At 69.7% G+C, this 25,233-nt stretch carries 25 protein-coding genes; 9 read left to right on the top strand and 16 right to left on the bottom strand.

Annotated elements, in window-relative coordinates:
- Window positions 1-2 precede the first annotated feature (2 nt).
- On the bottom strand, window positions 3-1,031 hold the full coding sequence (locus Q9G87_RS36525; protein ID WP_305921132.1) for an alcohol dehydrogenase catalytic domain-containing protein: 1,029 nt from the start codon (window positions 1,029-1,031) through the stop codon (window positions 3-5).
- A gap of 92 nt (window positions 1,032-1,123) precedes the next feature.
- Between Q9G87_RS36525 and Q9G87_RS36530 the strand changes: the two genes are divergently transcribed.
- Window positions 1,124-1,606, top strand: coding sequence for an Lrp/AsnC family transcriptional regulator (locus Q9G87_RS36530; protein WP_305921133.1), 483 nt, complete (start codon window positions 1,124-1,126; stop codon window positions 1,604-1,606).
- 112 nt (window positions 1,607-1,718) lie between these two features.
- The gene (locus tag Q9G87_RS36535; protein ID WP_305921237.1) at window positions 1,719-2,639 is read left to right on the top strand and encodes a phosphotransferase family protein; all 921 of its coding nucleotides are present in this window, start codon (window positions 1,719-1,721) and stop codon (window positions 2,637-2,639) included.
- A 51-nt stretch (window positions 2,640-2,690) separates the two neighbouring features.
- Here the strand turns inward: Q9G87_RS36535 and Q9G87_RS36540 are convergent, their stop codons facing one another.
- The 4 genes from Q9G87_RS36540 to Q9G87_RS36555 all read right to left on the bottom strand — a co-directional run bounded on the left by Q9G87_RS36540 (window position 2,691) and on the right by Q9G87_RS36555 (window position 6,435).
- A complete protein-coding gene (locus Q9G87_RS36540) occupies window positions 2,691-3,308 on the bottom strand; it encodes a DUF6069 family protein (RefSeq protein WP_305921134.1) in 618 nt (205 codons plus the stop codon).
- A 142-nt stretch (window positions 3,309-3,450) separates the two neighbouring features.
- Complete coding sequence (locus Q9G87_RS36545; protein WP_305921135.1) at window positions 3,451-4,170, bottom strand: dihydrofolate reductase family protein; 720 nt, start codon at window positions 4,168-4,170, stop codon at window positions 3,451-3,453.
- A 256-nt stretch (window positions 4,171-4,426) separates the two neighbouring features.
- Window positions 4,427-5,104 (bottom strand): response regulator, encoded by a 678-nt coding sequence (locus tag Q9G87_RS36550; protein ID WP_305921136.1) that lies wholly within the window; start codon window positions 5,102-5,104, stop codon window positions 4,427-4,429.
- Window positions 5,101-6,435, bottom strand: coding sequence for a sensor histidine kinase (locus tag Q9G87_RS36555; protein ID WP_305921137.1), 1,335 nt, complete (start codon window positions 6,433-6,435; stop codon window positions 5,101-5,103). The genes Q9G87_RS36550 and Q9G87_RS36555 overlap by 4 nt, the downstream gene beginning before the upstream one ends.
- Window positions 6,436-6,672: 237 nt before the next feature.
- On the opposite strand from Q9G87_RS36555, the gene Q9G87_RS36560 reads away from it, so the two are divergent.
- From Q9G87_RS36560 to Q9G87_RS36570, 3 genes are all read left to right on the top strand, one after another.
- Window positions 6,673-7,986, top strand: coding sequence for an alpha/beta hydrolase family protein (locus Q9G87_RS36560; protein ID WP_305921138.1), 1,314 nt, complete (start codon window positions 6,673-6,675; stop codon window positions 7,984-7,986).
- 130 nt (window positions 7,987-8,116) lie between these two features.
- A complete protein-coding gene (locus Q9G87_RS36565; RefSeq protein WP_305921139.1) occupies window positions 8,117-10,753 on the top strand; it encodes a hypothetical protein in 2,637 nt (878 codons plus the stop codon).
- A 290-nt stretch (window positions 10,754-11,043) separates the two neighbouring features.
- Window positions 11,044-11,748 carry a TetR/AcrR family transcriptional regulator gene (locus Q9G87_RS36570; protein ID WP_305921140.1) on the top strand — a complete coding sequence of 235 codons (705 nt, stop codon included), beginning with the start codon at window positions 11,044-11,046 and terminating at the stop codon, window positions 11,746-11,748.
- Window positions 11,749-11,892: 144 nt separating this feature from the next.
- On the opposite strand, the gene Q9G87_RS36575 is transcribed toward Q9G87_RS36570, so the two are convergent.
- The 6 genes from Q9G87_RS36575 to Q9G87_RS36600 all read right to left on the bottom strand — a co-directional run bounded on the left by Q9G87_RS36575 (window position 11,893) and on the right by Q9G87_RS36600 (window position 19,636).
- The gene (locus Q9G87_RS36575; protein WP_305921141.1) at window positions 11,893-12,294 is read right to left on the bottom strand and encodes a DUF5360 family protein; all 402 of its coding nucleotides are present in this window, start codon (window positions 12,292-12,294) and stop codon (window positions 11,893-11,895) included.
- Window positions 12,278-12,829, bottom strand: a complete 552-nt coding sequence (locus Q9G87_RS36580; protein WP_305921142.1) for a TetR/AcrR family transcriptional regulator — start codon at window positions 12,827-12,829, stop codon at window positions 12,278-12,280. Before Q9G87_RS36580 ends, Q9G87_RS36575 begins: the two co-directional genes overlap by 17 nt.
- Before the next feature lie 261 nt (window positions 12,830-13,090).
- Window positions 13,091-14,266: an MFS transporter gene (locus Q9G87_RS36585; RefSeq protein ID WP_305921143.1), complete on the bottom strand. Its 1,176-nt coding sequence runs from the start codon at window positions 14,264-14,266 to the stop codon at window positions 13,091-13,093.
- Between the two features lie 199 nt (window positions 14,267-14,465).
- Window positions 14,466-15,449, bottom strand: a complete 984-nt coding sequence (locus tag Q9G87_RS36590; RefSeq protein ID WP_305921144.1) for a phosphotransferase family protein — start codon at window positions 15,447-15,449, stop codon at window positions 14,466-14,468.
- 122 nt (window positions 15,450-15,571) lie between these two features.
- Window positions 15,572-16,471 carry a zinc-binding dehydrogenase gene (locus tag Q9G87_RS36595; RefSeq protein ID WP_305921145.1) on the bottom strand — a complete coding sequence of 300 codons (900 nt, stop codon included), beginning with the start codon at window positions 16,469-16,471 and terminating at the stop codon, window positions 15,572-15,574.
- A gap of 69 nt (window positions 16,472-16,540) precedes the next feature.
- Window positions 16,541-19,636: a BTAD domain-containing putative transcriptional regulator gene (locus tag Q9G87_RS36600; protein WP_305921146.1), complete on the bottom strand. Its 3,096-nt coding sequence runs from the start codon at window positions 19,634-19,636 to the stop codon at window positions 16,541-16,543.
- Window positions 19,637-19,733: 97 nt separating this feature from the next.
- Between Q9G87_RS36600 and Q9G87_RS36605 the strand changes: the two genes are divergently transcribed.
- Together Q9G87_RS36605 and Q9G87_RS36610 are read left to right on the top strand one after the other, a co-directional pair.
- Window positions 19,734-20,735, top strand: coding sequence for an NADP-dependent oxidoreductase (locus Q9G87_RS36605; RefSeq protein WP_305921147.1), 1,002 nt, complete (start codon window positions 19,734-19,736; stop codon window positions 20,733-20,735).
- Between the two features lie 73 nt (window positions 20,736-20,808).
- Window positions 20,809-21,249, top strand: coding sequence for a pyridoxamine 5'-phosphate oxidase family protein (locus Q9G87_RS36610; protein WP_305921148.1), 441 nt, complete (start codon window positions 20,809-20,811; stop codon window positions 21,247-21,249).
- Window positions 21,250-21,327: 78 nt separating this feature from the next.
- On the opposite strand, the gene Q9G87_RS36615 is transcribed toward Q9G87_RS36610, so the two are convergent.
- Window positions 21,328-21,900 (bottom strand): TetR/AcrR family transcriptional regulator, encoded by a 573-nt coding sequence (locus Q9G87_RS36615; protein WP_305921149.1) that lies wholly within the window; start codon window positions 21,898-21,900, stop codon window positions 21,328-21,330.
- A 72-nt stretch (window positions 21,901-21,972) separates the two neighbouring features.
- Between Q9G87_RS36615 and Q9G87_RS36620 the strand changes: the two genes are divergently transcribed.
- Both Q9G87_RS36620 and Q9G87_RS36625 read left to right on the top strand, forming a co-directional pair.
- A complete protein-coding gene (locus tag Q9G87_RS36620) occupies window positions 21,973-22,545 on the top strand; it encodes a dihydrofolate reductase family protein (RefSeq protein WP_305921150.1) in 573 nt (190 codons plus the stop codon).
- Window positions 22,546-22,561: 16 nt separating this feature from the next.
- Window positions 22,562-22,720, top strand: coding sequence for a hypothetical protein (locus Q9G87_RS36625; RefSeq protein WP_305921151.1), 159 nt, complete (start codon window positions 22,562-22,564; stop codon window positions 22,718-22,720).
- 103 nt (window positions 22,721-22,823) lie between these two features.
- On the opposite strand, the gene Q9G87_RS36630 is transcribed toward Q9G87_RS36625, so the two are convergent.
- From Q9G87_RS36630 to Q9G87_RS36645, 4 genes are read right to left on the bottom strand one after another with little or no spacing between them, the layout of a single operon-like run.
- The gene (locus Q9G87_RS36630) at window positions 22,824-23,207 is read right to left on the bottom strand and encodes a PPOX class F420-dependent oxidoreductase (protein ID WP_305921152.1); all 384 of its coding nucleotides are present in this window, start codon (window positions 23,205-23,207) and stop codon (window positions 22,824-22,826) included.
- 24 nt (window positions 23,208-23,231) lie between these two features.
- A complete protein-coding gene (locus Q9G87_RS36635; RefSeq protein WP_305921153.1) occupies window positions 23,232-24,152 on the bottom strand; it encodes an NAD-dependent epimerase/dehydratase family protein in 921 nt (306 codons plus the stop codon).
- Window positions 24,149-24,742 carry a dihydrofolate reductase family protein gene (locus tag Q9G87_RS36640; RefSeq protein WP_305921154.1) on the bottom strand — a complete coding sequence of 198 codons (594 nt, stop codon included), beginning with the start codon at window positions 24,740-24,742 and terminating at the stop codon, window positions 24,149-24,151. The genes Q9G87_RS36635 and Q9G87_RS36640 overlap by 4 nt, the downstream gene beginning before the upstream one ends.
- Entirely contained in the window at window positions 24,739-25,185 is a 447-nt protein-coding gene (locus Q9G87_RS36645) for an alpha/beta hydrolase (RefSeq protein ID WP_305921155.1), read from the bottom strand. Before Q9G87_RS36645 ends, Q9G87_RS36640 begins: the two co-directional genes overlap by 4 nt.
- Window positions 25,186-25,233 lie beyond the last annotated feature (48 nt).

The following is a 25,233-nucleotide window of genomic DNA, read 5'->3' on the forward strand; positions in this document are numbered from 1 at the left end:
CTTCACGGGCGGACCACGACCTTGATCGCCTTACGCGCGTCCATGGCCCGGTAAGCATCGGCGATGTCGGCCAGGGTCGTCTCCGCGGTGAAGACGGGTGACGGGTCGAGACGATCGGCGAGCACGTCGGCGATGAGCGCGTCGAGATAGACCCGTGCCGGGGCGACCCCCGCGCGCAGTCCGACGTTGGCCCGGAAGAACCGGTAGAGGTTCACCCCCGTGATGCCGTTGGGCACCCCGACGGAGCCGATGGTGCCGCCGGGACGGGCCACGGCCAGCGCGAGGTCAAGCGCGGACTGGGCGCCGACGCACTCGGCCACGGAGGCGGCGCCGCCTGCGGTTCGCTCGACGATCAGCGGGGCGGTCTGCGGATCGTCGGCGTGGTAGGTGTCGGTGGCGCCGAAGCGCCGGGCCAGCGAGGCGCGGTTGGGATGACGGCCGACGGAGATGATCCGTTCGGCCCCGGCCCGCCGGGCGGCCAGCACCGCGCACAGGCCCACCGCGCCGTCGCCGATCACGACGATCGTCCCGCCGCGCACGACCCCTGCCAGGACGGTGGCGTGGTGACCGGTCGCCATGACGTCCGTCAGCGGCAACAGCCGCCGCGCCAGGTCATCGTCGACGTCGGCCCGGACGGGGACCAGGGTCGCGTCGGCGAACGGCACCCGTACCGCCTCGGCCTGCCCGCCATCGTTGGCGCCGCCCCAGAACCCGCCCCGCCGGCAGGAGGTGGGCACATCCTCCCGGCACGCCGGGCACCTGCCGTCCGCGAACGCGAACGGCGCGACCACCAGATCACCCTTCCGCAGGCCTACGACCTCCGGACCGGTCTCCTCCACGGTCCCGATCCACTCGTGCCCCATACGATCGCCGGGTGTGAAGGACTCCTGGCCCCGGTACGGCCACAGATCGGACCCGCACACAGCCGCCAGCCGCACCCGCACCAGCGCGTCAGTGGGCTCGCGTAGCACCGGATCAGGCAGTTCGACCAGCTCGATGTCACCCACGCCCCGCAGAACAGTCGCTTTCATGGACCGAAACGCTATTACTCCCAACCTCCCGCATGACATGCAAAAATGACGCCATTCAGCCCCTTTGACCACCGTTCTGGAGGCATTGAGCCGTGCCCGCCGACGAAACGCCGGCCCCCGATTCCATCGACATGGACATCATCCGCGAGCTGACCCTCGACGCCCGGACCAGCCTCGCCGAGCTGGGCCGCCGCGTGTCCCTGAGCCGGTCCGCGGTGGCCGAGAGGCTGCGCCAGCTCGAGGAGAGCGGCGTGATCCAGGGCTACACCACACATCTTGATCTCGCCCGGCTCGGCCTCGGCCTCCAGGCGCGTGTCGCGCTGCGCCCCCACTACCGTTCGAGGCAGGACGTGCATCGGCTCCGCGAACGCCTGCTGACAACGGCGTGCGTCTTGTCCTGCGTCCATGTGACCGGCCAAAACTGCTACGAGCTCACGATCGCCGTCCGCGACGCCCGCCACCTCGAAACGGTGCTGGAGGAGCTGGGCACCCTGGGCGAGACCACGTCCTCGGTCGTGCTCTCCGAACTCGTCAACCCGCGCGACGTCGACGTCACCACCTGGGTCACTCGCTGAGGGTGACGTTAGCGCCATCCGGGTGACGCGTGCACGGCCAAGACCGGTGTCGTGATACTGCGGAGATGTGCCTTCTCCAACCAGCAAAGATCACGATCAGTCCGGCGTGACCATGCCACGCGCCACCGGGGGCCGACGGTTGATGTGGGATGAGCTGCCTGCCGAGGCGCGTGCGGGCATTGAGCGACTGCTCGGCACCAAGGTGATCACCACGATCAGCCAACCCGGCGGCTTTTCCGAAGGGTTGGCCGCTCGCGTACGGCTGGCCGACGGCGGGGGCGCCTTCGTCAAGGCCGCGCGTGCGCCCGCGGTGGCAGGGTTTCACCGCCGGGAGGCGGCGATCTCAGCGCAGCTTCCCGCGCAGGCGCCGGTGCCGCGCCTCCTGGGCACGTACGACGACGGCGACTGGATCGCCCTGGCCTTCGAGGAGATCGACGGCCGCCTCCCCGCCCAGCCATGGCGCGGCGACGAGCTGCAGCAAGTTCTGGAGACGGTCGGCGACTTGGCAGCGCTGCTCACGCCGTCCCCGATCGATCAGGCGTTGCCGGCCCGGCCGCGGCTCGGCGGATGGCAGGCGTTGACGACTCACGACGAACGCGACGCCTTGGCGGCGCTGGCGCCATGGGCGGTGGACCGTCTCGATGACCTGGTCGCGGTGGAGGAGACCGCGGTGTCACCGTTTGCCGGGGAGACCCTGCTCCACGGTGACCTGTATCCGTTCAACGTCCTGGTGAGCACCGACCGCGTGGTCGTGATCGACTGGCCGCATGCATGGGTGGGAGCCCCGTACTGCGACGTGGTCACGCTGCTGTCGAGCACCCGCTTGAGCGGTGTGGATCCGCAACCGCTCGCCGACGCCCATCCGCTCACCCGTCACCTGGCTCCCGGGCAGATCGACGATCTGCTGGTGCTGCATGCCGGGTTCCTGTTCAAGACCGCCGTCACGGCGGGGCCGACAGCGGATCGCCATCTGCTGGACATGATGATCGCTCTCGCCCGGGCTTCGCTGCGCTGGCTGCACGAGCGCTGGTGAACCGCGCCGGTCGGCGCGGTTCGCCCGCAGAGCGGACATTGGCCGGCCGGCTCAGTCGTACGGGTCGAAGTCCCGACGCTCGTACCCCCGCCGCTCATGCTCGCGGGACCGCTCATACCCCCGGCCGTCGTGCCCGCGAGGCGGCTCGTATCCCCGAACGTCATACCCACGGGGCTGCTCGTACGGATACGGCTCCGGATCCGGTGCTTCCTCGAGGGCCGTGCGCCCGATCGACGCCAGGAGCGAGACGATGGCGATGCCGATGACGACGTTGATGACGGCCGTGGCGATCTGCTCGATGAGGTCGGCAGAGTACATGAACGGCAGGATCGTGATGAGGACGGTGAAGAGCCCGGCGATCCAGCCGAAGAACCTGGTCGGCTCCGGCGTCGACAGCATGAGGATGTAGAGCAGCAGCGTGGCGACGAGCGCGGCAGCCGCGGCCGAGATCGCATATCCCGTGGTCGCCGCGGTGCCGTACGCGGAAGCCCCATCGGGGGTGAGAACCCGGATGCCCAGGAGCCTCTTGCTGATCATGACTCCGACCACCACGATCAGAGCGGCCACCACGGCGGCGGCCACGCCGCCTCCCCACACGCGCGCCGGATTGACCGTCGGCCTGGCCGATCCGGGGCGGCGATCATAGCGATCGTGGGAGGGATAGGACATGCGAATCACCTCTGTCGCGAATGCTGATCAGGCACTTTGAGAACCTTACACGCGCAGTCAAGAGGGGCAGGGCTGTTGGGCGCGCCGTTGCCGCCGAGACTGCTCCTGGATCGCCTCGCCATCCCGCCGGACCGCAACGCGGTTACACGGCGTCCCGACCCCCAGGTGACGGCTCACCTGTGCCGCTTCCCCGGTCGTCGAGCACGAGCGCCGCGCGACCGTTGACCGTATAACGCACGTGCGTGACGTTCGGGGCGTGCACGACCCGGGTCGTCGTCAGTTCGATGGCCTCCTTGTCGGCGAGGTCGAGATCGGCGTCGAGCAGCCGCATCCCGGTGCCCAGCACGACCGGGACGATATGGAGTTCCAGCTCGTCCAGCAGTCCGGCTTTGAGAACCTGGCGCACCAGACTGCCGCCCCCGGCGATGGCCACGTTCTTACCGTTCGCCGCCGCGCGGGCCTGCTCGATGGCGCTGGCTATGCCGTCGGTGACGTACGTGAAGCTCGTGCCACCGCGGCGCAGCAGGACCTGGCGAGGGCGATGTGTCACGACGAAAACCGGCGCGCGGAAGGGCGGCTCCTCTCCCCAGGGGATCTCACCGCCGTCGGCCATGCGCCGGCCCATGACGTACGCGCCGGCCGCCTCGAACGACTCGGCGACGATGTCGGAGTTCGTGTCCTGCCGGCCGCCGGCAAAGCCCTGCCGCTCGCGCCACGCCATGGCGTCGATCACCCAGCGGGTGATCCGGAAGAACCCCGCGGCCTCTGCCGAGTCCATCCAGTTTCCGTCGTCGCCGCTGTGCCGCGCACCGGCGTAGAAGCCGTCCAGTGACACCGACATCTGTGCGGTCACCTTGGTCATCTTGCTTCGCCTCCTCCTCTGGCGGCGCCCCGGAGCGGGCCCGCTCACCAGGGAGTCGAAGCTGTCGGCCATTTCTCTACACACCACTTCGCCGACCCGCGGTGGTCCCCGCTCAGCTCCCGCTCATGCCCGCCGGCTTCAGCAACACCCAGCGCCGGGTCGTCCGTCATTCGGAAGGCAATCGCGCCTGCCCGGCGGGTTCTGATATCACCGGGCTGCCTCAGCGCGAGCGCAGCGATGAGCGGAAGGCCGAGACCTACTCCCTGGCGGCCGGGCCCGGCGCGATCAACCCCGTCTCGTAGGCGAGCACGACCGCCTGCACCCGGTCCCTGAGGCCGAGCTTGGACAGGATGCGCGCGACATGAGTCTTCACCGTCGTCGGGCTGAGGCTCAGTCGCTCCGCGAGCTCGCCATTGCTCAGCCCGGTGGCGAGCAGGCGCAACACCTCCAGCTCCCGGGGTGTCAACTCCGACAGATCCCGGTGTACGGCTGCTTTGGCCTCATCACGAGGGGCGAACCGTTCAACCAGGCGGCGGGTGATCGTCGGTGCGAGCAGGGCGTCACCCGCGCGCACCAGACGCACCGCGGCCACCAGGTGTTCGGGCGTGACGTCCTTGAGCAGGAACCCACTGGCCCCCGCGGTGAGCGCGGCGTAGACGTAGTGGTCGAGGTCGTACGTGGTCAAAATGAGGACGCGGGTCTCGTCCGCGCCTTCTGCCATGATCTGCCGAGTGGCTTCGAGTCCGTCCATCTGCGGCATCCGGATGTCCATGAGCACGACGTCAGGTCGGGTACGCCGGACGGCGGCGACGGCTTCGACTCCGTTGGCCGCCTCAGCCGCCACCTCGATGCCGTCCGCGGCGAGGATCATGCCGAACCCGCTGCGTACCAGCGCTTGGTCATCGGCGATGACCACGCGCAGAGGCCTGTTCACGTGGTCCACGGAACCCGTGCCTTGATCTGGTAGCCGCCGCCGCTCTGCGGCCCGGCCTGCAGGGCGCCGCCGTAGAGCGCGAGCCGCTCCCGCAGCCCGATCAGGCCTCGGCCCTGGCCGTCTGCGGCGCGCGCCGTCGGTCTGCCGCCGGTGTCGGTGACGTCGATCTCCAGCCAGTCGCCGCAATGGCCGATCGTGACGGACGCTGCCGCACCGGCCGCGTGCTTGATCGTGTTGGTCAGCGCCTCCTGAACGACGCGGTAAGCGGCCAGGTCCACCCCGGGTGGCAGCGGGCCGGGCGGCGCGGAGATCTCGATGCTGACCGGCACTCCGGCTGCGCGAACCCGTTCAATCAAGGAGTCGAGCTGGTCGAGCCCCGGTTGTGGTTCGAGCCCGTCGGCGCTGCCGGCCGCCCGTTCGCTTTCATAGCCGGCGAGCAGGCCCATGACGTGGCGGAGTTCGGCCATGGCGGCCCGGCCGCTGGCCTCGACCGCCAGCATGGCCTGCTTCGACCGGTCCGGGGCCGTGTCCATCACCTTGCGCGCCGCTCCGGCCTGGATCACCATCACGTTCACATTGTGGGTGACGACATCGTGGAGTTCACCGGCGATCCGGGAGCGCTCCTCCTGGATGGCCTGGCGCATGGCCGCCTCCTGTGCGCGCTGTAGTTCAGCGAACCGACGGCGGCCGGCGTCGAGCTGTTGCCGCCAGGAGCGGACGGCACCGGCGGCGACTCCGGCACTCAGCAGCACCACGAACGGCCCCATCCAGCTCGGCAACACCGGTACGGAGTCCTGGAAGGCGGTGCCTGCCAGAACGGCGGCGAGGACGAGTCCGCCGATGGCCGGCACCCGGTGACGGCTATGGGCCACGGCGCCATAGGCGGCGATGGCGAACGTCAGCACGGTGATCCACGTCGCGTCGTCATGGGTGGCCAACGCCGCGGCCAGCACCACCCAGAAGGTGACCAGTGGGTACAGCCGCCGCACCGCCAACGGCAGCGCCGTCAGGACCACCAGGAGCGGAAGCGGGCCCTCCTGGTTGTCGGCGGGAGTGCCGGGCTGTATCAGGCGGTCGGGCGGGGCATCGCCGCCTCGTGACTGGGGAGGGGGCCGCAGTTGCAAGGGCTCCAGCAATGAGGGCGGCTGCTCGCCGACGCGATGGGGACTGTCTACGGTGCCCGCCGTCGCGGCCACTGCGACAACGGTCAAGACGATCGCGAGCAGCAGGTCGGCGAGGAGCGACCCGCGCGAGGGCCGGGCGGGTTTCAGCCCGGGGCGCAGCGCATCCAGACCGAACTGCCACCATCCACGTCCTTTGCTCACTGTCACTGGTGCATTGTCCCGATTGCACGGCACATCCCGCGTCAGCCCCGATAACCGCGTCCGACCTCCCCCAGGAGTACATCGCAGGGATGACACGGCGGAGGGGTCCTCCCTGAGAGGGCGTGGATATCGGCGTGACAGCCGACGCGGACGGATCTCGCCGCCCCCTAGCGTCGTTGCCGCCACCGGCCACCGCCCGCGAAAGCGCGTCGAGGCGGCCGCCCCGACCACGAAGGACAGTTCATGGATCATGTGATTGAACGGGAAACGCCGGCCTCAGAGCAGGGCACCGGCGCCGGCGAACCGACGCCGGGCCGCCGCATCGGCCGAGGCGCCACCGCTGTCGCGGCCCTGCTCGCCTTCGTGGCCGCCACCTCCTGCGCCTCGGCATCCGCGTCCAGCCCGGCCGTGTCCGACGCCCCCTCGCGCCGGCCGTCGCCCGGCTCCACCTCATCCGCACCCGCCGATCCGTCGTCCACCCGGATCGGCACGCCGTACATCCCCAAACCGACCGGATCCCAGCCGATCGGCACCGTCTCCCTGTACCTCAAGGACACCTCTCGCGCCGACCCGTGGGTTCCCAGCGTGAGGGCGAGGGAACTCATGGTCTCCGTGTGGTACCCGGCGAAATCCCGCAGCGGGAAGCGGGCCCCCTACATGACGCCCAAGGAATCAGAGCTCACCCTGAAAGACGGGGAGATCACCGACCTGCCGCTCGACCTGCTCAGCAAGACGCGGACCAACGCGATCAGCGACGCGCACCCCGCAGGTCATCGGCGCGGACTGCCACTCGTCGTGCTCTCCCCTGGCTTCACCAAGCCCCGGAGCTCGCTCACCGGACTGGCCGAGGACCTGGCGAGCCGCGGCTACATGGTGGCCGTCATCGGCCACACGTACGAGAACATCGCCACCAGCTTCCCCGACGGACGGGTCACCACCTGTGTGGCCTGCGAGGTCGAGAAGAAGGACCAAGCGTTCTGGGACAAGGTGGGCGCAACCCGAGCGGCCGACGTCTCCTTCGTCCTCGACGAACTCACGCGCGCGCAGCCCCAATGGAAGGGCGCCAGGCTGATCAACCCCTCCAGGATCGCGATGGCCGGTCACTCGGCAGGCGGCGCGAGCGCCGTGGGGGCCATGCTCAAGGACTCCAGGCTCCGCGCCGGGATGAACATGGACGGCACCGCGATCGTCCCCGTACCGGAGAGCGGGCTGTCGCGGCCGTTCGTCTTCCTGGGCGCGCAGGCGACACACAGCCCAGGTGGCAGGGATGCCTCGTGGGAGCAGGCCTGGCAGAACCTGACGGGATGGAAGCGCTGGCTCGTGGTGGCGGGGGCAGAGCACGCCTCGTTCACCGACATCTCCGTGCTGGCCGAACAGATCGGCATCTACCGCAACACCGACCTGCCCCCCGTGCGTTCGCTGGAGATCACCCGCGCGTACGTGGCGGCCTTCTTCGACCAGCATCTTCGCGGCAGGCCCCAGCCGCTTCTCCAAGGGCCGTCGGCACGTTACCCCGAGGTCAAACGGTGTGATGTCGCGCAGAAGACATGCTCTTAGATTGCCCGGGGCAGCTCACGCCGCCCTTGTGCGAGGCCGCCACGTCTGCCACTGTCGGCCCGACAAATCATCCACGGGGAGGCATCACATGGGGTTAGCAGGCGTGTTACGTGTGGCGACGATCACCTTGATGATCGTCGCCCTGGGGGCGGTAGCGGCCCCCGCGCAGGCGGATCAGCAGTCGGCACCGGCGCTCGCTGAGGTTTCCGCCGATCAGCAGCCGCGCGACGACTACTCCAAGCTCGCGCCCGGTCTTCGGGCGCTGCTGGAGGACGTGCGTTCCGGGAGGTTGAACGAGCAGGCGTTCGTCAACCACGGATACGCCAAGCTCGGCTTCCAGGGAAACAACCCGCCGGAGAAGTACCGGGACGAGTCGCTCACGGAGCAGGAGCACGCGTTCCTGGGGCTCGTGGTCAACGACGTGCTGCAGAAGCTCCCGCACGGGGTGCGCAACGGCATCGTCAACCGCATCACGAAGGGCGCCTTCGACAGCCCGCCGGCCGAGCCGGAGCCGTCCACGACGGCGCTCGTGGTGCCCGGGTTCCCGCAGTGTGACGAGGATCTGAACCTCGCCTGGGTGGGACGGTGGAAGTGCAAGCACAGCACCCCGCACTTCGAGATCTGGTACAACGTCGACGGCGACCGGCCGGTGGACACCGACGACGGGCCGGTGCCGCATTGGACCTACGGCATCGAGGGCGACGGCATCCCGAACTACATCCAGCGGGCCGCGGGCCAGCTGGAGGTCGCGCTCTACGACTACGCCAACCTGGGCTACAAGCGGCCCAACGACGATCCGATCGTCGTGCTGTACGGCTCGAGCAGGGGCGCGGAGACCGACGCGTTCACGCCACCGACGTCGTTGCTCGGTGCGCGCAACACGATCTGGATGGGCAACAAGTCTGACGAGTGGTCCACGCCGCGGCACGAGGTCTTCCACGTGCACCAGTACGCGTACATGAAGACCGATGTGATCAACAAGGTAGGCAACTTCGTGCCGCTCCAGTCGTGGATGGAGGCGACGGCCGAGTGGGCGACCCACCAGTCAGTACGCGACGAGCCCGCTCCGGGGTTCCCCGATGCCGAGCGCTACGACTACGCCAAGAACATTGAGGAGTTCCTCGGCCGTCCCGACCTGCGGATCACCCATTGGGACGGCTTCGCACAGGGACGGCAGTACGGCGCGTTCATCTTCGCGGAGTTCCTGGAGGAGCGCTTCGGCGCCGACGTGATCCGTAAGTCGTGGGAGAACATCGGCGCCTCCGACGAGGCCGATCCCGGCATCCAGCTCGCCAACACGGTGGAGCAGCTCGGCAGCCACATCGTCAACGAGACCATCGCATTCGCCCGGGCCGCCTACCAGCTGTGCGGCGAGGCGAGGGGCGGGCACCAGGGCGACCCGTGGGGCGGCGTCTGGCACATGACCGACCCCGACATCCCCAAGTGGTGCGACCTCCTGGACGCCGACCCGCGCACCACCAAGGGCGATCCCTTCCCCGCGATCCCGCGCCCGGCCCGCCAGGTGGTGAACCTGCAGGAGAGCGGGACCGTGAGCGGTGACGTCACGCTCGCTCCGGGCGGCAGTGCCTACCTGGACATCACCGCACCCAAAGCCACCTCCGACAAGACGTGGCGATCCTGGATGGTCGCTCTCAAGGCGAAGGTGGAGCAGCAGGTCGGCTCCGTCACGATCTCCACGATGCGCTGGAAGGACTTCCCCACCCGCGCGTACGAGGACGACAGCGTGGCCCCGCAGCCCGACTTCGAGCAGAGCGTGCGGATGGGCCCGTGCGGCGGCCACGTACGGCAGATCACGCTCGTGTTCACCCACCACAACCCGGCGCAGGTCGACTACCGCGAGCCGCCCGCGAAAGTGCACTGGGAGGTCGGCGCGAGCAAGCTGGACAGCGCCGGCATCACCAACGGCACCGTCCAGCTGGGCGTCAGCAGGTACGGCACGCTGATCGAGGAGGGTTGCGGCCCGTCCACCGGCGAGGGCGTGACCTCGCTCGGGCTGCGCTACGTGCCCACGGGGGCCGAGGCGCTGGCCCACCCCGACCCGGCGCGCCAGTGCCCATGCGAAGGCTGGGGCACGCAGGTCACGTGGCCGGTCGGCGCGGGCAGGTATTCGACCTGGGCCCACGCCGGGCGGGGCATCTCCGGCCTGCCGGGCAGCGGCACCGGGCACATCGAGGTGGTCAGCTTCGAGGCGACGGACTCCACGGCCAAGTCCGTGCTCAAGGTCGAGCATCCGTCGGGCGACCTGATCGTGGAGCATGAGTTCGTGCCGTCGGCGCGGCCCGAGCTCTACCAGGTCAAGGTGACCGTACGGGCCGCGGGCGAGGCCGCCGACCTGCCGCACGTCACCTACCGCCGGGTGATGAACTGGAACGTCGAGCCGACGGCGCGCCAGGAATTCCTCACCACCGACACGGCTGCGCCGGGCACGGAGTACGTCAGCGACGACGGCTTCGCCTCACCCGATCCCGCCGCCGGGCGGACGAAGCTGGTCAACGAGGGCGAGATCAACGAAGGCGGGCCGTACGACCAGGGCAGTCTGTTCGATCTCACCGTGCCGATGACGTTCGATCCGGCAGAGGGGCTGATCGGCAAGATGTCCATCTATTACGGCGCGGCGGGCACCAGCGCCGCCGCCAACGAGGCGCTGGACGCCCTGGGGATCCAGACGTCGGCGCGGGCCAGGGCCAACACGACCGGGAGCGGCTCGCCGAACGTGTTCATGTTCGGCTACGTGCCGCGCCACTAGGCGCCTGGCCGCAGTTACAGCAAGCCGACCGCGACCGGGGTGACTACGGTGCCGGCGGATGTCCCATGGGCATCCGCCGGCACCGTTTGCCACGGCTGGGGAACCGGATCCCGCGAGCGCCTCAGGCGGTTCACTTCGATTCAGCCCTGCCCAACGGGTCGAGCATGCTCAGTAGCGCGGCAAGTGGTGGTCGAAGTGTGGTGAGCACGCCGTCGATGCCGTACTCTGAACCGGAAAGCTATTCCGGAACTATACGGAAGGACTTTCCGGTTGGCAAGCGAGGGAACGACGTGACCGAGAACACAACCCCGACCAGGGATGACTCGACCGCCCCAGCGGGTCCGGGCGCGCGCGAAGGAGCGCCGCGCCGGCTGCGCGCCGACGCGCAACGCAACATCGACTCCTTGCTTGACGCAGCCAAGGCCGTCTTCGGCACCTCAGGCGTGGACGCCCCCGCAAAAGAGATCGCCGATCTGGCCGGCGTCGGCGTCGGAACGCTGTACCGGCACTTCCCACAGCGCTCGGACCTGGTCAAAGCGGTGTTCCAGCGCGAAGTGGATGCCTGCGCCGACGCCGCCCCGGCGCTGGCCGCAGCGCACGAGCCGGTGGTGGCACTCGCCAAGTGGCTCCACCGCTACACCGAGTTCCTCGCGGCCAAACGCGGACTCGCCACAGCTCTGCACTCCGGCGACCCGGCATTCGACGCCCTACCCGGCTACTTCATGCAACGCCTCGGACCCGCCCTCGGATCACTGCTCCAAGCAGCAGCCGCCGCCGACGAGATCCGCGCCGACATCAGCCCCAAGGAGCTCCTGTACGCCGTCTCCCATCTGTGCCTACCCGTGGAGGACGAGGGAGTCGCGTACAGCCAGCGCATGGTCGCGCTCCTCATCGACGGACTACGTTACGGCGCCGATGCGCGCCCGACGCACGACTCCCACCGCCCAAAGGGCAGGGCCCGCGCGAATGGATCGCCATCATCTGACGGCCGCTAGTCGCTCAGGTCGTGCCCCTTGTCCCACATGCCACCGCAGCTTGGCAAGCTCGTCGTCAGTAACGTCAGCACGAATGTCCACCGACAGCACGAGTTCGCAGATGCCTCCCGTCGGCACACCGTACCGTCGCGACGCCCTGAGAGATCATGCGCGACTCCCAGCGGGCTGGCTCGTCAGACAGATGATCCCGGGAACGGGAAAGAGCATGAGGTAGAGGTTCGGTATCCACCAGGCGAGTGAGAAGTCTCCCCGCAACGTCCAGAACGCGATCGCCATGAGCCCTGAGGCCATGGTCAGCACGAGCGAGACCAGCATCAGTGACGGACCGCTCACCCTGCCGCGGCGCAGGAGCCACAGGCTGGTCAGCCCGGTGACGCTGGCCAGCAGGTCGATCCAGAGGAACGACCAGTTCCAGTCGACCATCAGCGGGTTGGCGTAGTCAGCGAACGCCCATTCCAGCGGGATCAGCCCGAGACCGGTGACGGCGAAATAGACCACGAAGCCGACATCCGTGACGAGCATCAGGCCCTTAGTCGCGCGTAGCACGGTCGATAGCCTCCATCAGGTAGCGGCGAGTCCCGTCATGCAGGTCAGGTCCAGGAGGGCCGAGCCCAAGCAGCCTGGCCGCCCACCATCCGTCCACGGCCAGCCGTACGGCTGTCGCCGCTGCGGGGTCGATGCCGTCGTCGGCGAGTCTGGCCTGCCAGGCGGCGAACCGCTCACGCAACGGCTCGAGCTCCGCCGGGTCGACGAGCATCACGGCAAGCAGCGCAGCGGTGACGCGGTCGGCAGGCACCGTGGCGGTGGTGTGCCGCTCGGGGATGGTGGCCTCGACATAGGCGCGCAAGAAGTCGCCCGGGTGGGTGCCCGCCTGAGCGAGCGCATCCTCGAAGGCCTTGGTCAGCCGGTCGACCATGGCGCCGACCAGGGCATGTTTTGTGGGGAAGTGATAGAACAGTCCGCCTTTGGAGACCCCGGCCCGCTTGGCGACGGCTTCGAGGGTGAGCGACTCACCTCCCTGCGACAGCAGCACGTCAGCGGCGGCGTCAAGGAGACGGTCCTTCGAGCTTGGTCGTGACATACCGGAAACTGTACCGGTCGGCCGGTACAGTTTCGAGCAAGCCCTCCTGCTTTGACAACACCGCTTTGATCAGGAGCCCGTTCCTGTCCGCGGGCACTCACTCGCAGACGACACCCCCGGACCATCCCGGCCGCCGGCCTCGGCGACCCAATCCTTTGTGATCACGGAAACGGCTTTTGAGCTGGGTGGAGTGTTCACGGGTGTGATTGAGCTGGGATGAAGGAGGGGCTCCTGTCGGCTGCGGGAATGCGAGGCGCCGGCTCAGCGGGATTGGGGCAGTGACCATAGGGATACCGCCATGAGGAGAGCGGTCAGCCCGCCGCAGATCATCACGGTGGAGACCGAGAAGGCGTCGACGACGCGTCCGCCGAGGAACGCGCCGAGCGCGAAGGTCGCCTGGAAGGAGGAGGTGAAGACGACCGTGGCGGCTTCGGGCGTGTGAGGGGCGGCGGTGATGAACCATGCCTGCGAACAGACGGGCACGCCTCCGTAGGCCAGGCCCCAGACCACGAGCAACACCACGGCGCCGGCGGTTGTGCCGCCGATCGAGGGCAGCAGGAGAGTGGTGGCCGCGATCAGGCAGCCGCAGGTTGCGAAAGCGGCTCGCACGCGTGTGGCGGTGGCCTTGCCGGCCAGGAAGTTGCCGGCGATTCCGGCGATGCCGTACGCCAGCAGGACGGCGCCGACGGCTGCCGGATGCAGGCCGGTGACGTCCTGGAGGAAGGGCGAGACGTAGGTATAGGTGCCGAAATGGGCCAAGACGATGAGGAAGGTGGCCAGCAGGGCGGTTTTGGCCCCCCGGGTACGCAGCAGGTCGAGCAGGACGCGAGGACTGGTGACCTGCTGGGCGGGCAGTGGCGGCAGCAGCGTCAGCAGGGCGGCCAGGACCAGGATGGCCAGCGCGGCGAGGACCAGGAAGGCGGTTCGCCAGCCGGCGAGGTTGCCGATGAAGGTGCCGGCCGGTACGCCGAGCACGGAGCCCAGCGGCACGGCAGAGAAGATCACAGCGGTGGCGGTGCCGACGGCGTGCGGCGGCATCAGGCGGGCGGCCAGCCCTGACCCGATGGACCAGAAGCCGCCGATGGTGAGGCCGACGAGCACTCTGGAGATCAGCATGACCCAGTAGGAGGTCGCCACTGCGGCCAGCACGTCGGCGACGGCAAGCACCGCCATGAGGACGCACAGCATCACGCGGCGGTCCAGGCGCGCGGTGGTCAGTGTGACGGTGGGTGCGGCGACCGCCGCGACGACGCCGGGCAGTGTCATGGTCAGCCCTGTGGCGCCGTCGGAGATGCCGAAGTCGGCGCCGATGGCGGTCAGCAGGCCGATGGGCAGGATTTCGCTGGTGACGATGGAGAAGATGCCCAGCATGAGCGAGGAGACCGCGAGCCAGCTGATGAAGGGCGAGCGGGGCCGGGCGAGCGTGGTGGTAGACATCGTTCCCGTTCAGGCAGGTGCGAGTGGACTGCGAACACAGCCAAGCAGTGGTGAAGCAGCGGGCACTGGCACGTTTCGGACGCAACCGTCCCGTGACGACGTCCGGTAGGCCCGCGAGGCTCCAGTTCTGCACCCATTGCCGATCACCATCGGGCTGCGGTGGAAGCAGAGGTCGGCCGGCCCCAGACCACCGCCGCCGTCACCTGTTGACGGCGGCCAGCGCCTTGGTGATGTTCCACTCGGCTAGTTTCAGCATCCATTGCCGATCGGGGAAGTCGGTGTCCGCGATCCGTAGCGGGCCCTCGATCAGCGACAGCACCTGCGCGTACCGGTAGAGCTCCAACCTGTGGGGGTCGAGATCGACCGGACGCAGCACTGGATACGCCTCGCCGAAGCGCATCTGCAGCCAGGCGTGCTCCCACTCGACGTCAAAGTAGGTCAGGCCCTCGAAATCAATCATGACGGGTTCGCCTGCGGGCGTGATGAGTACGTGATCTGGTCCGAGTTCGCCGTGTACCAGCCCATACGTCTCGCGTGCCGTGACCGCGCCACGAAGGTGACGCACATGTCCGGCGATCCGGTCATGCGCCTCCTCCACCCGGGCGTCGCGGGCCGCCACGGCGTCGAGGTGGCCGAGCGCCCGGTCCACGATGATGTCCTCGGTGCGTCGGGTCTGGGGCGCCTCGCCGCGGTTGATAGCGGCGAGCTTGCCATACTTCGGGCCGAGCGTGGTGTGCATGCGGCGCAAGGCGTCACCGAGCGTGGACAGCGGCATGGCAGCCGCGGCCGGGTCGTCTTCCATCAACGCCTCGAGCTTCACCGCACCGACGTCCTCGACCAGTGCGACGTCGGCATTGAGGTAGCGGCTGTCGCGGTCGAGCATCAGCAGCCGTGGGGTTCGCACACCCGCGGCGGCGAGGGCCGCGTGGTTGATGGCGAACAGTTCTGCTCCAGATGCGTCGGTGAACGGGTCATCAGGGACGGCCGGCGACGGCGGCCAGTAGTTCTCCCCGGCCGCCCATACGTAGAGGATCACGGTCGTCTCGTCGTCCAGACCGAGACGGTAGACGCCCTTCTTGCTGCCGCCGGTCAGTCGGTCCAGCCCAGTCACTCGCCGATCAGCGCCGAGCTGTTCCGCCACAAGGTCGCGCACATCGTCCGGCTGCAGGAACGCTCGTGTCATGATCGCCTTTCGTCACGTCGACCGACCATGCTCCCTGAGCCGGCGGTACGTCGCAATCGAGTTAGCGGTGGAGCCACCGGTTCGTGCCCGGCGACAGCACAGTACGCAGCACGGCTCGGTGGTCATACGTCGAGGACCGCTTTTCCGGCGACGCGGCGGGCTATCAGGGCATCGGCGGCCTCCATCGCCTTGTCCCACGGCCCGCGCCAGCCGACCTGCACGTCCAGCTCGCCGGCCGCCAGCAGCCCGACCAGGTGAGCAAGGTCGGGGCCGAACGGCGTGGTCACGTTGAAGTTCTCGATCCGCCCCCGCGCCGATCGCGTGCCAGCGAGCTCGAAGTCGATGACCGTGGCCTCGCGGGCCGCCCGTCCGATGGCCATCACCACGCCGTCGTCCTCCAGCCGATAGAACGCCTGCGCGAGCTGCCGCCCGCCCACGTTGTCCAGCACGCCGTACACGCGGCCTTTCAGGTTCTCCGGACCGATGACGATCTCCGCGGCGCCCAGTTCACGCAGGCCCTGCGCGCGGGCGGGGCTGCCGGCGGAGGCGACGACATGCGCTCCAGCACGGGCGGCGAGCTGTACGGCGAAGCGGCCGACGCCGCCGGACGCCCCGGTGACCAGGACGCGGCGGCCCGCCACCGGCCCGAGCCGGCGGACCGCCTGCAGCGCCGTGACTCCGGCGACCGGCAGGGCGCTGGCCGGCCCCAGGTCGACGGCGGCGGGAACGACGGCCAGCTCGGCGGTGTCCACGGCACGCAGCTCCGCCCAGGCCCCCGACCAGCCGAAAGTGACCACGCGGGTGCCGGCGGCAGGGCCCGAACCGTCGGCGACGGCCTGGACGACCACCCCGGCGGCATCCCAGCCCGGCACGTACCCGGGCCGGACGTTCGCGTTTGTGTAGGCGATCTCGCCGAAGTTGAGCGAGAACGCCGCGACCTGGACCAGCGCCTGGGAGGGCGTGGGCACCGGGTCGGGCACGACATCCAAGGAGAGGTCCGGCTTGAAGGTCAGGGCTCGCATCGCGTTACTCCTCCATCAGTGGGGTGACGGGCACGACCCTGACGGAACGCGCGCACGATCGGCTGGGGGTCAGCGCACGGACGCCTCCCCGCCCAGAGCCGCGCGGACGGCGGCGGCGATCCGGTCGACGTCTCCGCGTTCCGCGGGCGGCAGGGGTGCGCCGACCGACTCCCTGAGCGCGGTGGCCTCACCCAGCAAGGCCGCGGCCTCCTCGTAGGCACCCTCGGCCGCCGCGACCCCGGCCAGCCCCTCCCGGGCCAGGGCGATGCCCCGGGGATCGCCGACCTCTCGGGCCGTGGCGAGCCCCTCCAGGTGCAGCGACCTGGCCGTGGCAAGGTCGCCGCGCTGTTCGGCGATGAAACCGAGCTCGGCCAGCAGCAGCGTCATCCCGTAGAAGGGCACGCCGTAGTCGGCTTCCAGGCGGCGATTCCAGGCCAGCGACTGCTGGAAGAGCCGCTCCGCGGTGTCGAGGTCGCCGGCGCGGCGGGCCACGAGGCCGAGGCCCACCCGGGCGAACTCCTCGGCGAAGCTGTTGGACTGCTCGGCCGCCAGGCGCATCCCCCGCTCGTGCAGCTCCCGGGATCCGTCCATGTCCCCGGTCAGTAGGGCGAGCCGGCCGAGGCCGGACAGCCGATAGGACGCGTCGGTCCACAACCTCAGGTCCTCGGCGATGCGCAGGCCCTCGCGGTGCAGGAGGGCGGCCCGTTCATAGTCGCCGGTGATCTCGGCAAGGTAGCCGAGCATGTCGGATGCCTGCAGCCGTCCCCAGCCATCGCCCAGCTCAGCGAAGATCGCCAGGCTCTGGGTGCCGGACAGCTCGGCGAGGGCGTGGTCACCCTGGAACATCGCCTGCTTGGCGCGGCCCGCCAGCGCCGCCGCCTCGCCCCAGCGGTCGCCGACGGCGCGGAATCCGGCCAGCGCCTCCGTCAGCAGGCCCTCGGCGGTGGCGGCGTCCCCGAAGCTCAGATGCGCGAAGGCCAGGAACCAGCGTGATCGTGCGTCGCGGGCGTCCAGCGCCTGCGCCGCGGCACGGCTGCGCAGCAGCAGGTCGGTGCCGTCGCCGGTCAGCATCGCGAACCCGGCCTCCCACGCCGCCGTCCTGGAGCACTCCGCGCCGGGCAGCGCCATGGCCGTGGCGATGGAGGCGCGGCCCTCGCGGTGTCTGCCGCGCAGATACCAGTACCACGCCAGGGCGTCGACCAGGCGCAGTGCCAGCACGTGGTCGGTGGTGTGCTCGAGGGTGGCCCGCAGGTTGGCCGCCTCGGTGTCCAGGCGGTCCAGCCATGGGCGCTGGGCGGGACCATAGAGGTGGGGCCTCGCCTGTTCGGCCAGCTCGGTGTAGTAGAGGTCGCGGCGCTGGAAGACGGGGTCGCCGTCGGCGAGCCGTTCGAGACAGTAGGCGGAGATCGACTCCAGCAGCCGGTAGCGGTTCCCGTCGGAGGACTCGACCATCGACCTGGCCACCAGTTGGTCCAGCAGGTCTGCGACGTCTAGGCCAGGGTCCAGTCCGGGGCCGGCGCACACCGCCTCGGCTGCCTCCAGCGTGCAGCCTCCCGGGTGAACGGCAAGCCGCAGCAGGATCAGCCGCTGCTGCTTGGTGAGCTGCTCCCAGCTCCAGTCGATCACTGCGCGCAGGGTCTGCTGGCGGGCAGGCCGTCCCCGGCCCGAGACGGTGAGCAGGTGGAAGCGGTCGTCCAGCCGGTCGGCAACGCCGCGCACGCCCAGCGCGCGTACCCGGGCGGCGGCCAGTTCCAGCGCCAGCGGCAGGCCGTCCAGCCTCCTGCAGATCGCCGTCACTGAGGGCGCGCTCACCTCGTCCAGTACGAACCCGGGCGCGGCGGCCGCAGCACGGGCCACGAACAGCTGCACCGAGGCGGCCCGCGCCGGATCCGCTCCGGGCGCCGGAAGCTCGAGCGGCGGTACGGCGTACAGCGTCTCCCCGGGGAGCGCCAGCGGCTCCTGGCTCGTGGTCAGCACGCGCAGATCGGGGGCGGCCCGCAGGAGCAGGTCCACCAGCTCGGCGACCGGTTCGACCACGTGCTCGCAGTTGTCCAGCACGAGCAGCAGCCGCCGGCCGCGCAAGGCGTCGGCGAGCCGATGCTCCAGGCCTGCCGGGCGCACGCCGGGACGCGAACCGGTCGCCGTGTCGTCGCGGACGTCCAGCTCGGCGGCCACCACCTCGGCCACGGTCGCTGTCTCGCCCGAGGTGCCCGCCAGCTCGACCAGCCACACCCCGTCGGGAAAGGCGTCGATGGCGAGGTCGGCGACCGCCAGGGCGAGTCTGGTCTTGCCGACACCGCCCGGACCGGTCAGCGTGACCAGACGCGCCGAGCCGAGCAGGGCACCGACCTCGGCCACGGGCAGCTCGCGGCCGATCAGTCCGGTCAGGGGAGCGGGAAGGTTCGTGCGCGGGCGCGGGGGCGCGAGCGAGGGATCCTGGCGCAGGATCGCCTGGTGGAGCGCGGCCAGTTCGGGTCCGGGGTCGAGGCCCAGCTCGTCGGCCAGCCGGTGCCGCAGGTCGTCGTACCCGGCCAGCGCCTCTGCCTGACGTCCCGACCGGTAGAGCGCGCGCAGGTGGGCGGCGCGCAGGCGTTCACGCAGCGGGTGCGCGGCCACCAGCTCGCCCAGCTCGTCGGTCACCAGGCTGTGCTCGCCCAGCTCCAGCCGTACCTCGGCCCACTCCTCCAGAGCAGTCAGGCGCTGCTCCTCCAGACGGGTGGCGGCGGTACGGGCGAATTCCTCGTCGCCGAAGTCGGCGTAGGCGGGACCGCGCCACAGGGCCAGCGCATCCGCCAGCAGCTCCGCCTTCGCCCGCAGATCGGTGGCGGCGCGGGCGCGGTCGAGCAGCGCGACGAAATGGGCGGCGTCCACGTCGGCGGCGCGCAGGACGTAGCCCCGCGCCTGGAAGGCCACCAGCCCGCGACCTCCCGGCTCCGCCTGCTCCAGGGCGCGGCGCAGCTGGGACACCTTGGTCTGCAGCGTGTTGACGGGGTTGCCCGGTGGGTTGTCCCCCCACAGGTCCTCGGCCAAGCGGTCCGCCGACACCGGGCGTCCCTCGTGGGCCAGTAGGTCGGCGAGCAGTGCCCGGACCTTCGCCTCGGGGACCCGCACATGCCGCCCGTCGTCTGTCCATACGCATAGGGGGCCAAGCACACCGAATCGCACCCGGTCACGGTACCCGCAGCGAACCCCCAGCCGATCGTGCGCGCCCCCGTCCAGAGTGGGGCCCGAAACAGAGGCACCACGAGTGAGGAGCACCCCCATGACCGTGAACCGTGAGATCCACCTGGCCGCCCGCCCCTTCGGCGAGCCCGGCACCGAGAACTTCGAGCTGGTCACCACCGCGCTGCCCGAACTGGCCGAAGGCCAGGTCCTGGTCCGCAACACCTGGATGTCGGTCGATCCCTACATGCGCGAGCGGATGCACGACGCCGATTCCTACCTGCCGCCGTTCCAGCTCGGCGAACCTCTGGACGGCTCGGCGATCGGCGAGGTCGTGGCCTCACGCTCGGCTGACATCCCAGTGGGCGCGACCGTCGTGCACTTCCTGGGCTGGCGCGAGTACGCCGCGGTGGACGCCGCGGCCGTCACCGTCGCCGACCTCGCCCTGGCCCCCGCCGAGGCGTGGCTCGGCGCGCTGGGGACCACCGGGCTGACCGCCTACGCGGCCCTGACCCAGGTGGCCCCCGTGCGGGAGGGCGACGTGGTCCTCGTCTCGGCGGCGGCCGGGGCGGTGGGCAGCATCGCCGGGCAACTCGCCCGCAAGCTCGGCGCCTCCCGCGTGATCGGTTCCGCAGGCGGGACGCTGAAGGCCAAGAAGCTCGTGCAGGACTTCGGCTACGACGCCGCGATCGACTACCGCGCCGGTTCGGTCGCCGAGCAACTGGCCGAGGCCGCCCCCGACGGCATCGACGTCTACGTCGACCACGTCGGCGGCGACCACCTGGTGGCGGCCATCGACGCACTGCGTCACGGCGGCAGGATCGCGATGGTGGGCGCGATCAGCTCCTACAACGCCACCGAGCCGGTGCCCGGCCCGAGCAACCTGTTCATCCTGGCCGCCAGGGACGCCACTCTGCGCGGCATGCTGATCAATTCCTACTTCCACCTGTTCCCGGAATGGATCGCGAAGGCGGCCGGTTGGCTGGCCGACGGCTCCCTGTACACCGAGGTGACCGTGGCCGAGGGCATCGAGCGGGCGCCCTCTGCCTTTATGGACATGATGCGCGGCGGCAACGTCGGCAAGATGCTGGTGAGGCTCTGAGCCACGTGGTGCCTGACCTGCCGCTTTCCCAGCCATCACCGGTGAGGCCAACCAACGGATCGAGGAACGGATCATGTCGACGAAAATGAGCACGGCTGAGCGGGAGAGCTTCCTCGCGGACACCCACATCGGGGTGCTGAGCGTGGCCGGTTCCGGCGGGCGGCCGCCCATGGCGGTGCCCATCTGGTACGGCTACGAGCCCGGCGGCGAGCTCACCTTCGCCACGAGCGCCGACAGCGTCAAGATGGCGCTCATCCGCGAGGCGGGTCAGATCGGATTCACGGTCCAGCAGGAGGCCATGCCGTACAAGTACGTCTCCATCGAGGGGACCGTTGTGGGTTATGAGCCGACCGATGCTGACGAATATCGCAGGTGGTCCGTTCGCTATCTCGGCCCGGATGCGGGCGAGCGGTTCTTCGACAGCATCGGTGACTACGTGCGGACGATGGTCACCGTGCGGGTCCGTCCCGAACGCTGGCGAACGTATGACTTCGGCCGGGAATTCAGCGGATAGCGTCTGAGGCCAGGCACTGCTGGTGGGGTTCGAGCCGGCGCACCAGCGACGAGAACGGGGAGCTCCACCAGCGGCACGTCAGGCATTCAGCGATCTTTGCACGGCGGCGTCCACCAGCTCGTGGATCTCCTGCTCAGTGAAGATGTCGGGCAGCGTCAGCCGCTCCACGATGAGCCAGTTCAGAGCGAGGTAGAGGAGCACCACCGAGGTCGAATCGCCGGGCAGACCCGAGGCGGCGTGGTGGCCGATGTTGGCGTCGATGTCCTCGCGGATCCGCTTGGTCAGCACGGCGCGCAGCTCGGGGCGCCGAGTGGACTCAAGCCGGAGCTCGAGCAGGGCCAGGTAGCCGGAGTTGAAGGCGGAGACCCGATCCACCAGTTCATGCATGAGCTCGGAATAGCGGGTTTGGTCCTGCACGCCCTCCCGGCTGCGGGCGATCGTGGCCTCGTCGGGCAGCAACCGCTCATAGATGCGTCCGCCGACCTGGGTGAACAGGTCGTCGCGGTTGCCGAAGTAGTTGGAGGCCGTGCCCGGGGGCACAGCCGCCTCCGCATCGACGGCCCGGAAGGTCAGCCCCCGCGCCCCCTCCCTGGCCAGCACCTCGATGGCCGCGTCGATCAGTGCCTGCCGCCGCTCGGGATTTCTCCGCACTTGACACCACTCCAGTTGTAGTACTACGTTCAAACCACTCCAAACAGAGTACTACATCAGGAGTTGATCAGTATGCGGAAGCTTGTCTACTACGTCGGCGTCTCACTCGACGGCTACATAGCGGGCCCCAACGCCGAGATCGACTTCTACCCTCTGTCGGACCAGATGGCCGCCTGGATCAACGCCCGCTACCCCGAGACGCTCCCCACTCACATCCGCAAGCTTGTCGGCCTCGACGGCGTGCCCAACAAGGTCTTCGACACCCTGGTGATGGGCCGCGGCACCTATGAGCCGGCCCTGGACGTCCCCACCACCAGCCCGTACTCCCATCTGCGCCAGTACGTCGTCTCCAGCACGCTGACGATCGACGACCCCACGGTGCAGGTGGAGACAGGTGACCCGATCGAGCTCATCCGGCGGCTGAAGGCCGAGGACACCGGCATGGACATCTACCTCTGTGGCGGCGGCAAGCTCGCCGCCTCCCTGCTCCCGGAGATCGACGAGATCATCCTCAAGAGCTACCCCGTGGTGGCGGGCACGGGCATCCCCATGTTCTCCGGACAGTTCCGCCCCACCCTGTTCACCCCCACCCGGCGCGAGTCCTTCGACAACGGCGCCCAGGTCACCTGGCTCACCAGGGCTTAGAACCGCAGGAGGAAGCATGCATTTCAAACTCTCAGCCTTGAACGACCAGGCCAAGACCAACCGCCAGGCCCGATCGCCGCACCGGCACGAACACCCGGCGCGCGACCTCAAGCTCACGGGCCGGACCAATCCCTCCCGCCGCCCGACCGCCGCCCCACGCCGCAGCGGGTACTGAGCGAGTCGGCGCTCACGACGGGATCCCGTCCGATCAATCGATCGGACGGGATCCCGTCAGACTCGGCGACGGGCGCACTCTCCTCGGGATGGACTGGGGCTGCTCAGCCAACGCCGACGGTTTGCCGCTCGGGCTCGATCACGACCACGACGCGCTCTTGCCCTCGGGGGTAGGGCGCACCGGTGTACTTCGTGGCCAGCCGGTCGATGATCTCCCACGCCGCGTCGCCCTCGAGCCATTCGACGGCCTTTCCACGGACGACAACCGGCTCGAACGGGTTGTCGACGGGCGCGATGGACAGGGCCAGCCGGGGGTCGCGGCGCAGGTTGCGGGCTTTGCGCACACCCGGGCCGGTGAAGAAGACGATTCGCTCGCCATGGGTGCCGACGTAGACGGGAGTGGTGTGCGGCGAGCCGTCCGGCAAGACGGTGGCCAAGTGCGCGATCGAGGTGCCGTCGAGGACGCGGCGCACGTCGGGGTCAAGCATGGGGATGCTCCTTCAGCGGGGTTGTCAGCGGGGGTTGTCGGCGCGCCAGGCGACGTAGTCGGCGACCGCCTTGGCGATGTCGAAGGCCGGGGTGAAGCCGGTGTCGTCGGTGAGCCGGGTGATGTCGAGGTAGGGGTTGGCGCCGGGGCCGCTCTGCCGTCCGGCCAGGAGGTCGAGCCGCGAGCCGGGGGTGATCGCCTGCAGGGCGTCGGCGAGCCCGCGGTTGGTGAAGGGCCGGCCGCTGGAGACGTTGTAGGTGGTGTGCCGCAGGGTCGGCGTGGTCATCAGCAGGGCGATCGCGCGCCCGGCGTCGGGTGCGTAGCAGCTGTCGCCGCCGTCGTCGGCGTACAGCGGCTGCGGCTGCTCACCGCGGAGCACGGCGTTGATGTACGGCGGGATGGGGTTGAACGGTGATTCCGGGTCCATCAGCGGCCCCCAGATGCTCCCGATCCGCAAGACGACCGGCTGGACCCCGGTGCCCTGGAGGCTGTGCGTGGTCAGTGGCTCGACGGCCTTCTTGAAGGCGACGATCAGGTGCGGCAGGTCCGCGGTGGGCAGCGCGAGTTCCTCGTGCCAGCGGGTCTCGGTCCGGCCGATGTACACGCCGAGGCTGCCGGCGACGGCGAACCTGCGGACGCCCCAGGTGCGGGCGGCGTCCAGCGCGTTGAGCAGGCCGGTCGTGTCTGTACGGAAGAAGCCGACCGGGTCCTGGTCGGGGATGGTGCCGGCGAGGTGGACGATGCCGCTGATGTCGTGGCGGCCGGCGAGGGCGAGGAAGGCGTTCCGGTCGGTGACGTCGAGGGGTTCCACGGTGACCCGGCCGACGAGGAACGACGGGACCTGGGTCCGGCGGTGCGTGGTGACGACGACCTGGTGTCCGAGGTCGGCGAGCGCGCGGGCGGTGTGGGCGCCGATCATGCCCAGCCCGCCGGTGATGAGGATCATCGGGCCACCTCGTAGTGGAGGTGGGTCACGCCGGGGGCCAGGATGGACTTCACCAGGCGCAGGTGCACGTGTTTCGGGAGCGTCTGGAAGAAGGGGCGGCCGCCGCCGAGCAGGACGGGCACCTGGTGGAGGATCACCTCATCGACGAGGCCCGCTTCCAGCGCGGAGGCCAGCACGCCGCCGCCCATGAGGCCGACGTCCTTGCCGTCGGCGGCCTGGCGGGCAGCTGCGACCGCATCCTCGATGCCGGTGGTGACCAGCGTCTGCCGTTCGGTGATTTCTGGGGCCGGTCGGTGGCTGAGAAGGATCAGCGGGGCTGTCGGGTGCGGGCTGCCGCCTCCGAAGTGGTCGGAGTCGTCGTAGGTGTTGCGGCCGGCCACGATCGCGCCTACGCGTCCGGCGAGAGTGTCGAAGAGGCGGGCGCTGGGCTCGCTGAGTTTGAATCCGTCGAACGTCTGGCTGGGTGTGTCGCCGTTGAAGTACCAGTCGAACAGCATGTTCGCCTCGCCGAGGCCGCGTCCGGAGCCGGGATTGCGGCCGGTGATGTAGCCGTCGACCGAGACGGCGTGGGCGCTGATGACCTTGCTCATGTCTTTCCTTTCCCTTCGCTGTTGATCAGCTGACTTGGGCCGATCGCAAGGTGGACCATCGGCGGCCATCCCCGCTCGCGTGCGTGCGAGGCGACGGCCGCAGCCAGTTCGGCGCCGACGCCTTCGCCGGCCAGCAGCAGGCGATCGGGGTCGGCGTCAAGTTCGCGGGCGTGGTCGGCGGCCCACTCGGTGGCCAGGATCGCGTCGCACCGCCCGTCCGGCCAGAGCGGTTTCCGGTACGACACGCACAAGACCACCACCCCGGCACTCGAGCACACGGCGCGGCAGAGCGCATCCGCGCGTTCGATGCCGTCGGCCGGCAGGAACACCAGCATCGGCGCGGTCCGGGTCGCCGCCGGCCAGTACGTGCGTACCGGCAGCGGCCCGGCGACACCCCGCAGCCGGGTGTCGGCGACCAGCCGTACAGCTGGATGATCGGGCATGGGTAGAGGCTCGCATCGGCACGGTCCTCGGGGGAAAGACCGATGGTG

This window comes from Nonomuraea turcica, assembly GCF_030718205.1.
Lineage (GTDB): Bacteria > Actinomycetota > Actinomycetes > Streptosporangiales > Streptosporangiaceae > Nonomuraea.

Excerpts from the sequence above, each read along its gene's own strand:
- Q9G87_RS36630 (WP_305921152.1), bottom strand. The coding sequence starts at position 23,207 with ATGCTTGACCCCGACGTGCGCCGCGTCCTCGACGGCACCTCGATCGCG.
- Q9G87_RS36595 (WP_305921145.1), bottom strand. The coding sequence starts at position 16,471 with ATGCGAGCCCTGACCTTCAAGCCGGACCTCTCCTTGGATGTCGTGCCC.
- Q9G87_RS36580 (WP_305921142.1), bottom strand. The coding sequence starts at position 12,829 with ATGTCACGACCAAGCTCGAAGGACCGTCTCCTTGACGCCGCCGCTGAC.
- Q9G87_RS36565 (WP_305921139.1), top strand. The coding sequence starts at position 8,117 with ATGATCGTCGCCCTGGGGGCGGTAGCGGCCCCCGCGCAGGCGGATCAG.
- Q9G87_RS36610 (WP_305921148.1), top strand. The coding sequence starts at position 20,809 with ATGTCGACGAAAATGAGCACGGCTGAGCGGGAGAGCTTCCTCGCGGAC.
- Q9G87_RS36560 (WP_305921138.1), top strand. The coding sequence starts at position 6,673 with ATGGATCATGTGATTGAACGGGAAACGCCGGCCTCAGAGCAGGGCACC.
- Q9G87_RS36585 (WP_305921143.1), bottom strand. The coding sequence starts at position 14,266 with ATGTCTACCACCACGCTCGCCCGGCCCCGCTCGCCCTTCATCAGCTGG.
- Q9G87_RS36625 (WP_305921151.1), top strand. The coding sequence starts at position 22,562 with ATGCATTTCAAACTCTCAGCCTTGAACGACCAGGCCAAGACCAACCGC.
- Q9G87_RS36545 (WP_305921135.1), bottom strand. The coding sequence starts at position 4,170 with ATGACCAAGGTGACCGCACAGATGTCGGTGTCACTGGACGGCTTCTAC.
- Q9G87_RS36535 (WP_305921237.1), top strand. The coding sequence starts at position 1,719 with ATGCCACGCGCCACCGGGGGCCGACGGTTGATGTGGGATGAGCTGCCT.
- Q9G87_RS36605 (WP_305921147.1), top strand. The coding sequence starts at position 19,734 with ATGACCGTGAACCGTGAGATCCACCTGGCCGCCCGCCCCTTCGGCGAG.
- Q9G87_RS36540 (WP_305921134.1), bottom strand. The coding sequence starts at position 3,308 with ATGTCCTATCCCTCCCACGATCGCTATGATCGCCGCCCCGGATCGGCC.
- Q9G87_RS36640 (WP_305921154.1), bottom strand. The coding sequence starts at position 24,742 with ATGAGCAAGGTCATCAGCGCCCACGCCGTCTCGGTCGACGGCTACATC.
- Q9G87_RS36620 (WP_305921150.1), top strand. The coding sequence starts at position 21,973 with ATGCGGAAGCTTGTCTACTACGTCGGCGTCTCACTCGACGGCTACATA.
- Q9G87_RS36525 (WP_305921132.1), bottom strand. The coding sequence starts at position 1,031 with ATGAAAGCGACTGTTCTGCGGGGCGTGGGTGACATCGAGCTGGTCGAA.
- Q9G87_RS36635 (WP_305921153.1), bottom strand. The coding sequence starts at position 24,152 with ATGATCCTCATCACCGGCGGGCTGGGCATGATCGGCGCCCACACCGCC.
- Q9G87_RS36645 (WP_305921155.1), bottom strand. The coding sequence starts at position 25,185 with ATGCCCGATCATCCAGCTGTACGGCTGGTCGCCGACACCCGGCTGCGG.
- Q9G87_RS36590 (WP_305921144.1), bottom strand. The coding sequence starts at position 15,449 with ATGACACGAGCGTTCCTGCAGCCGGACGATGTGCGCGACCTTGTGGCG.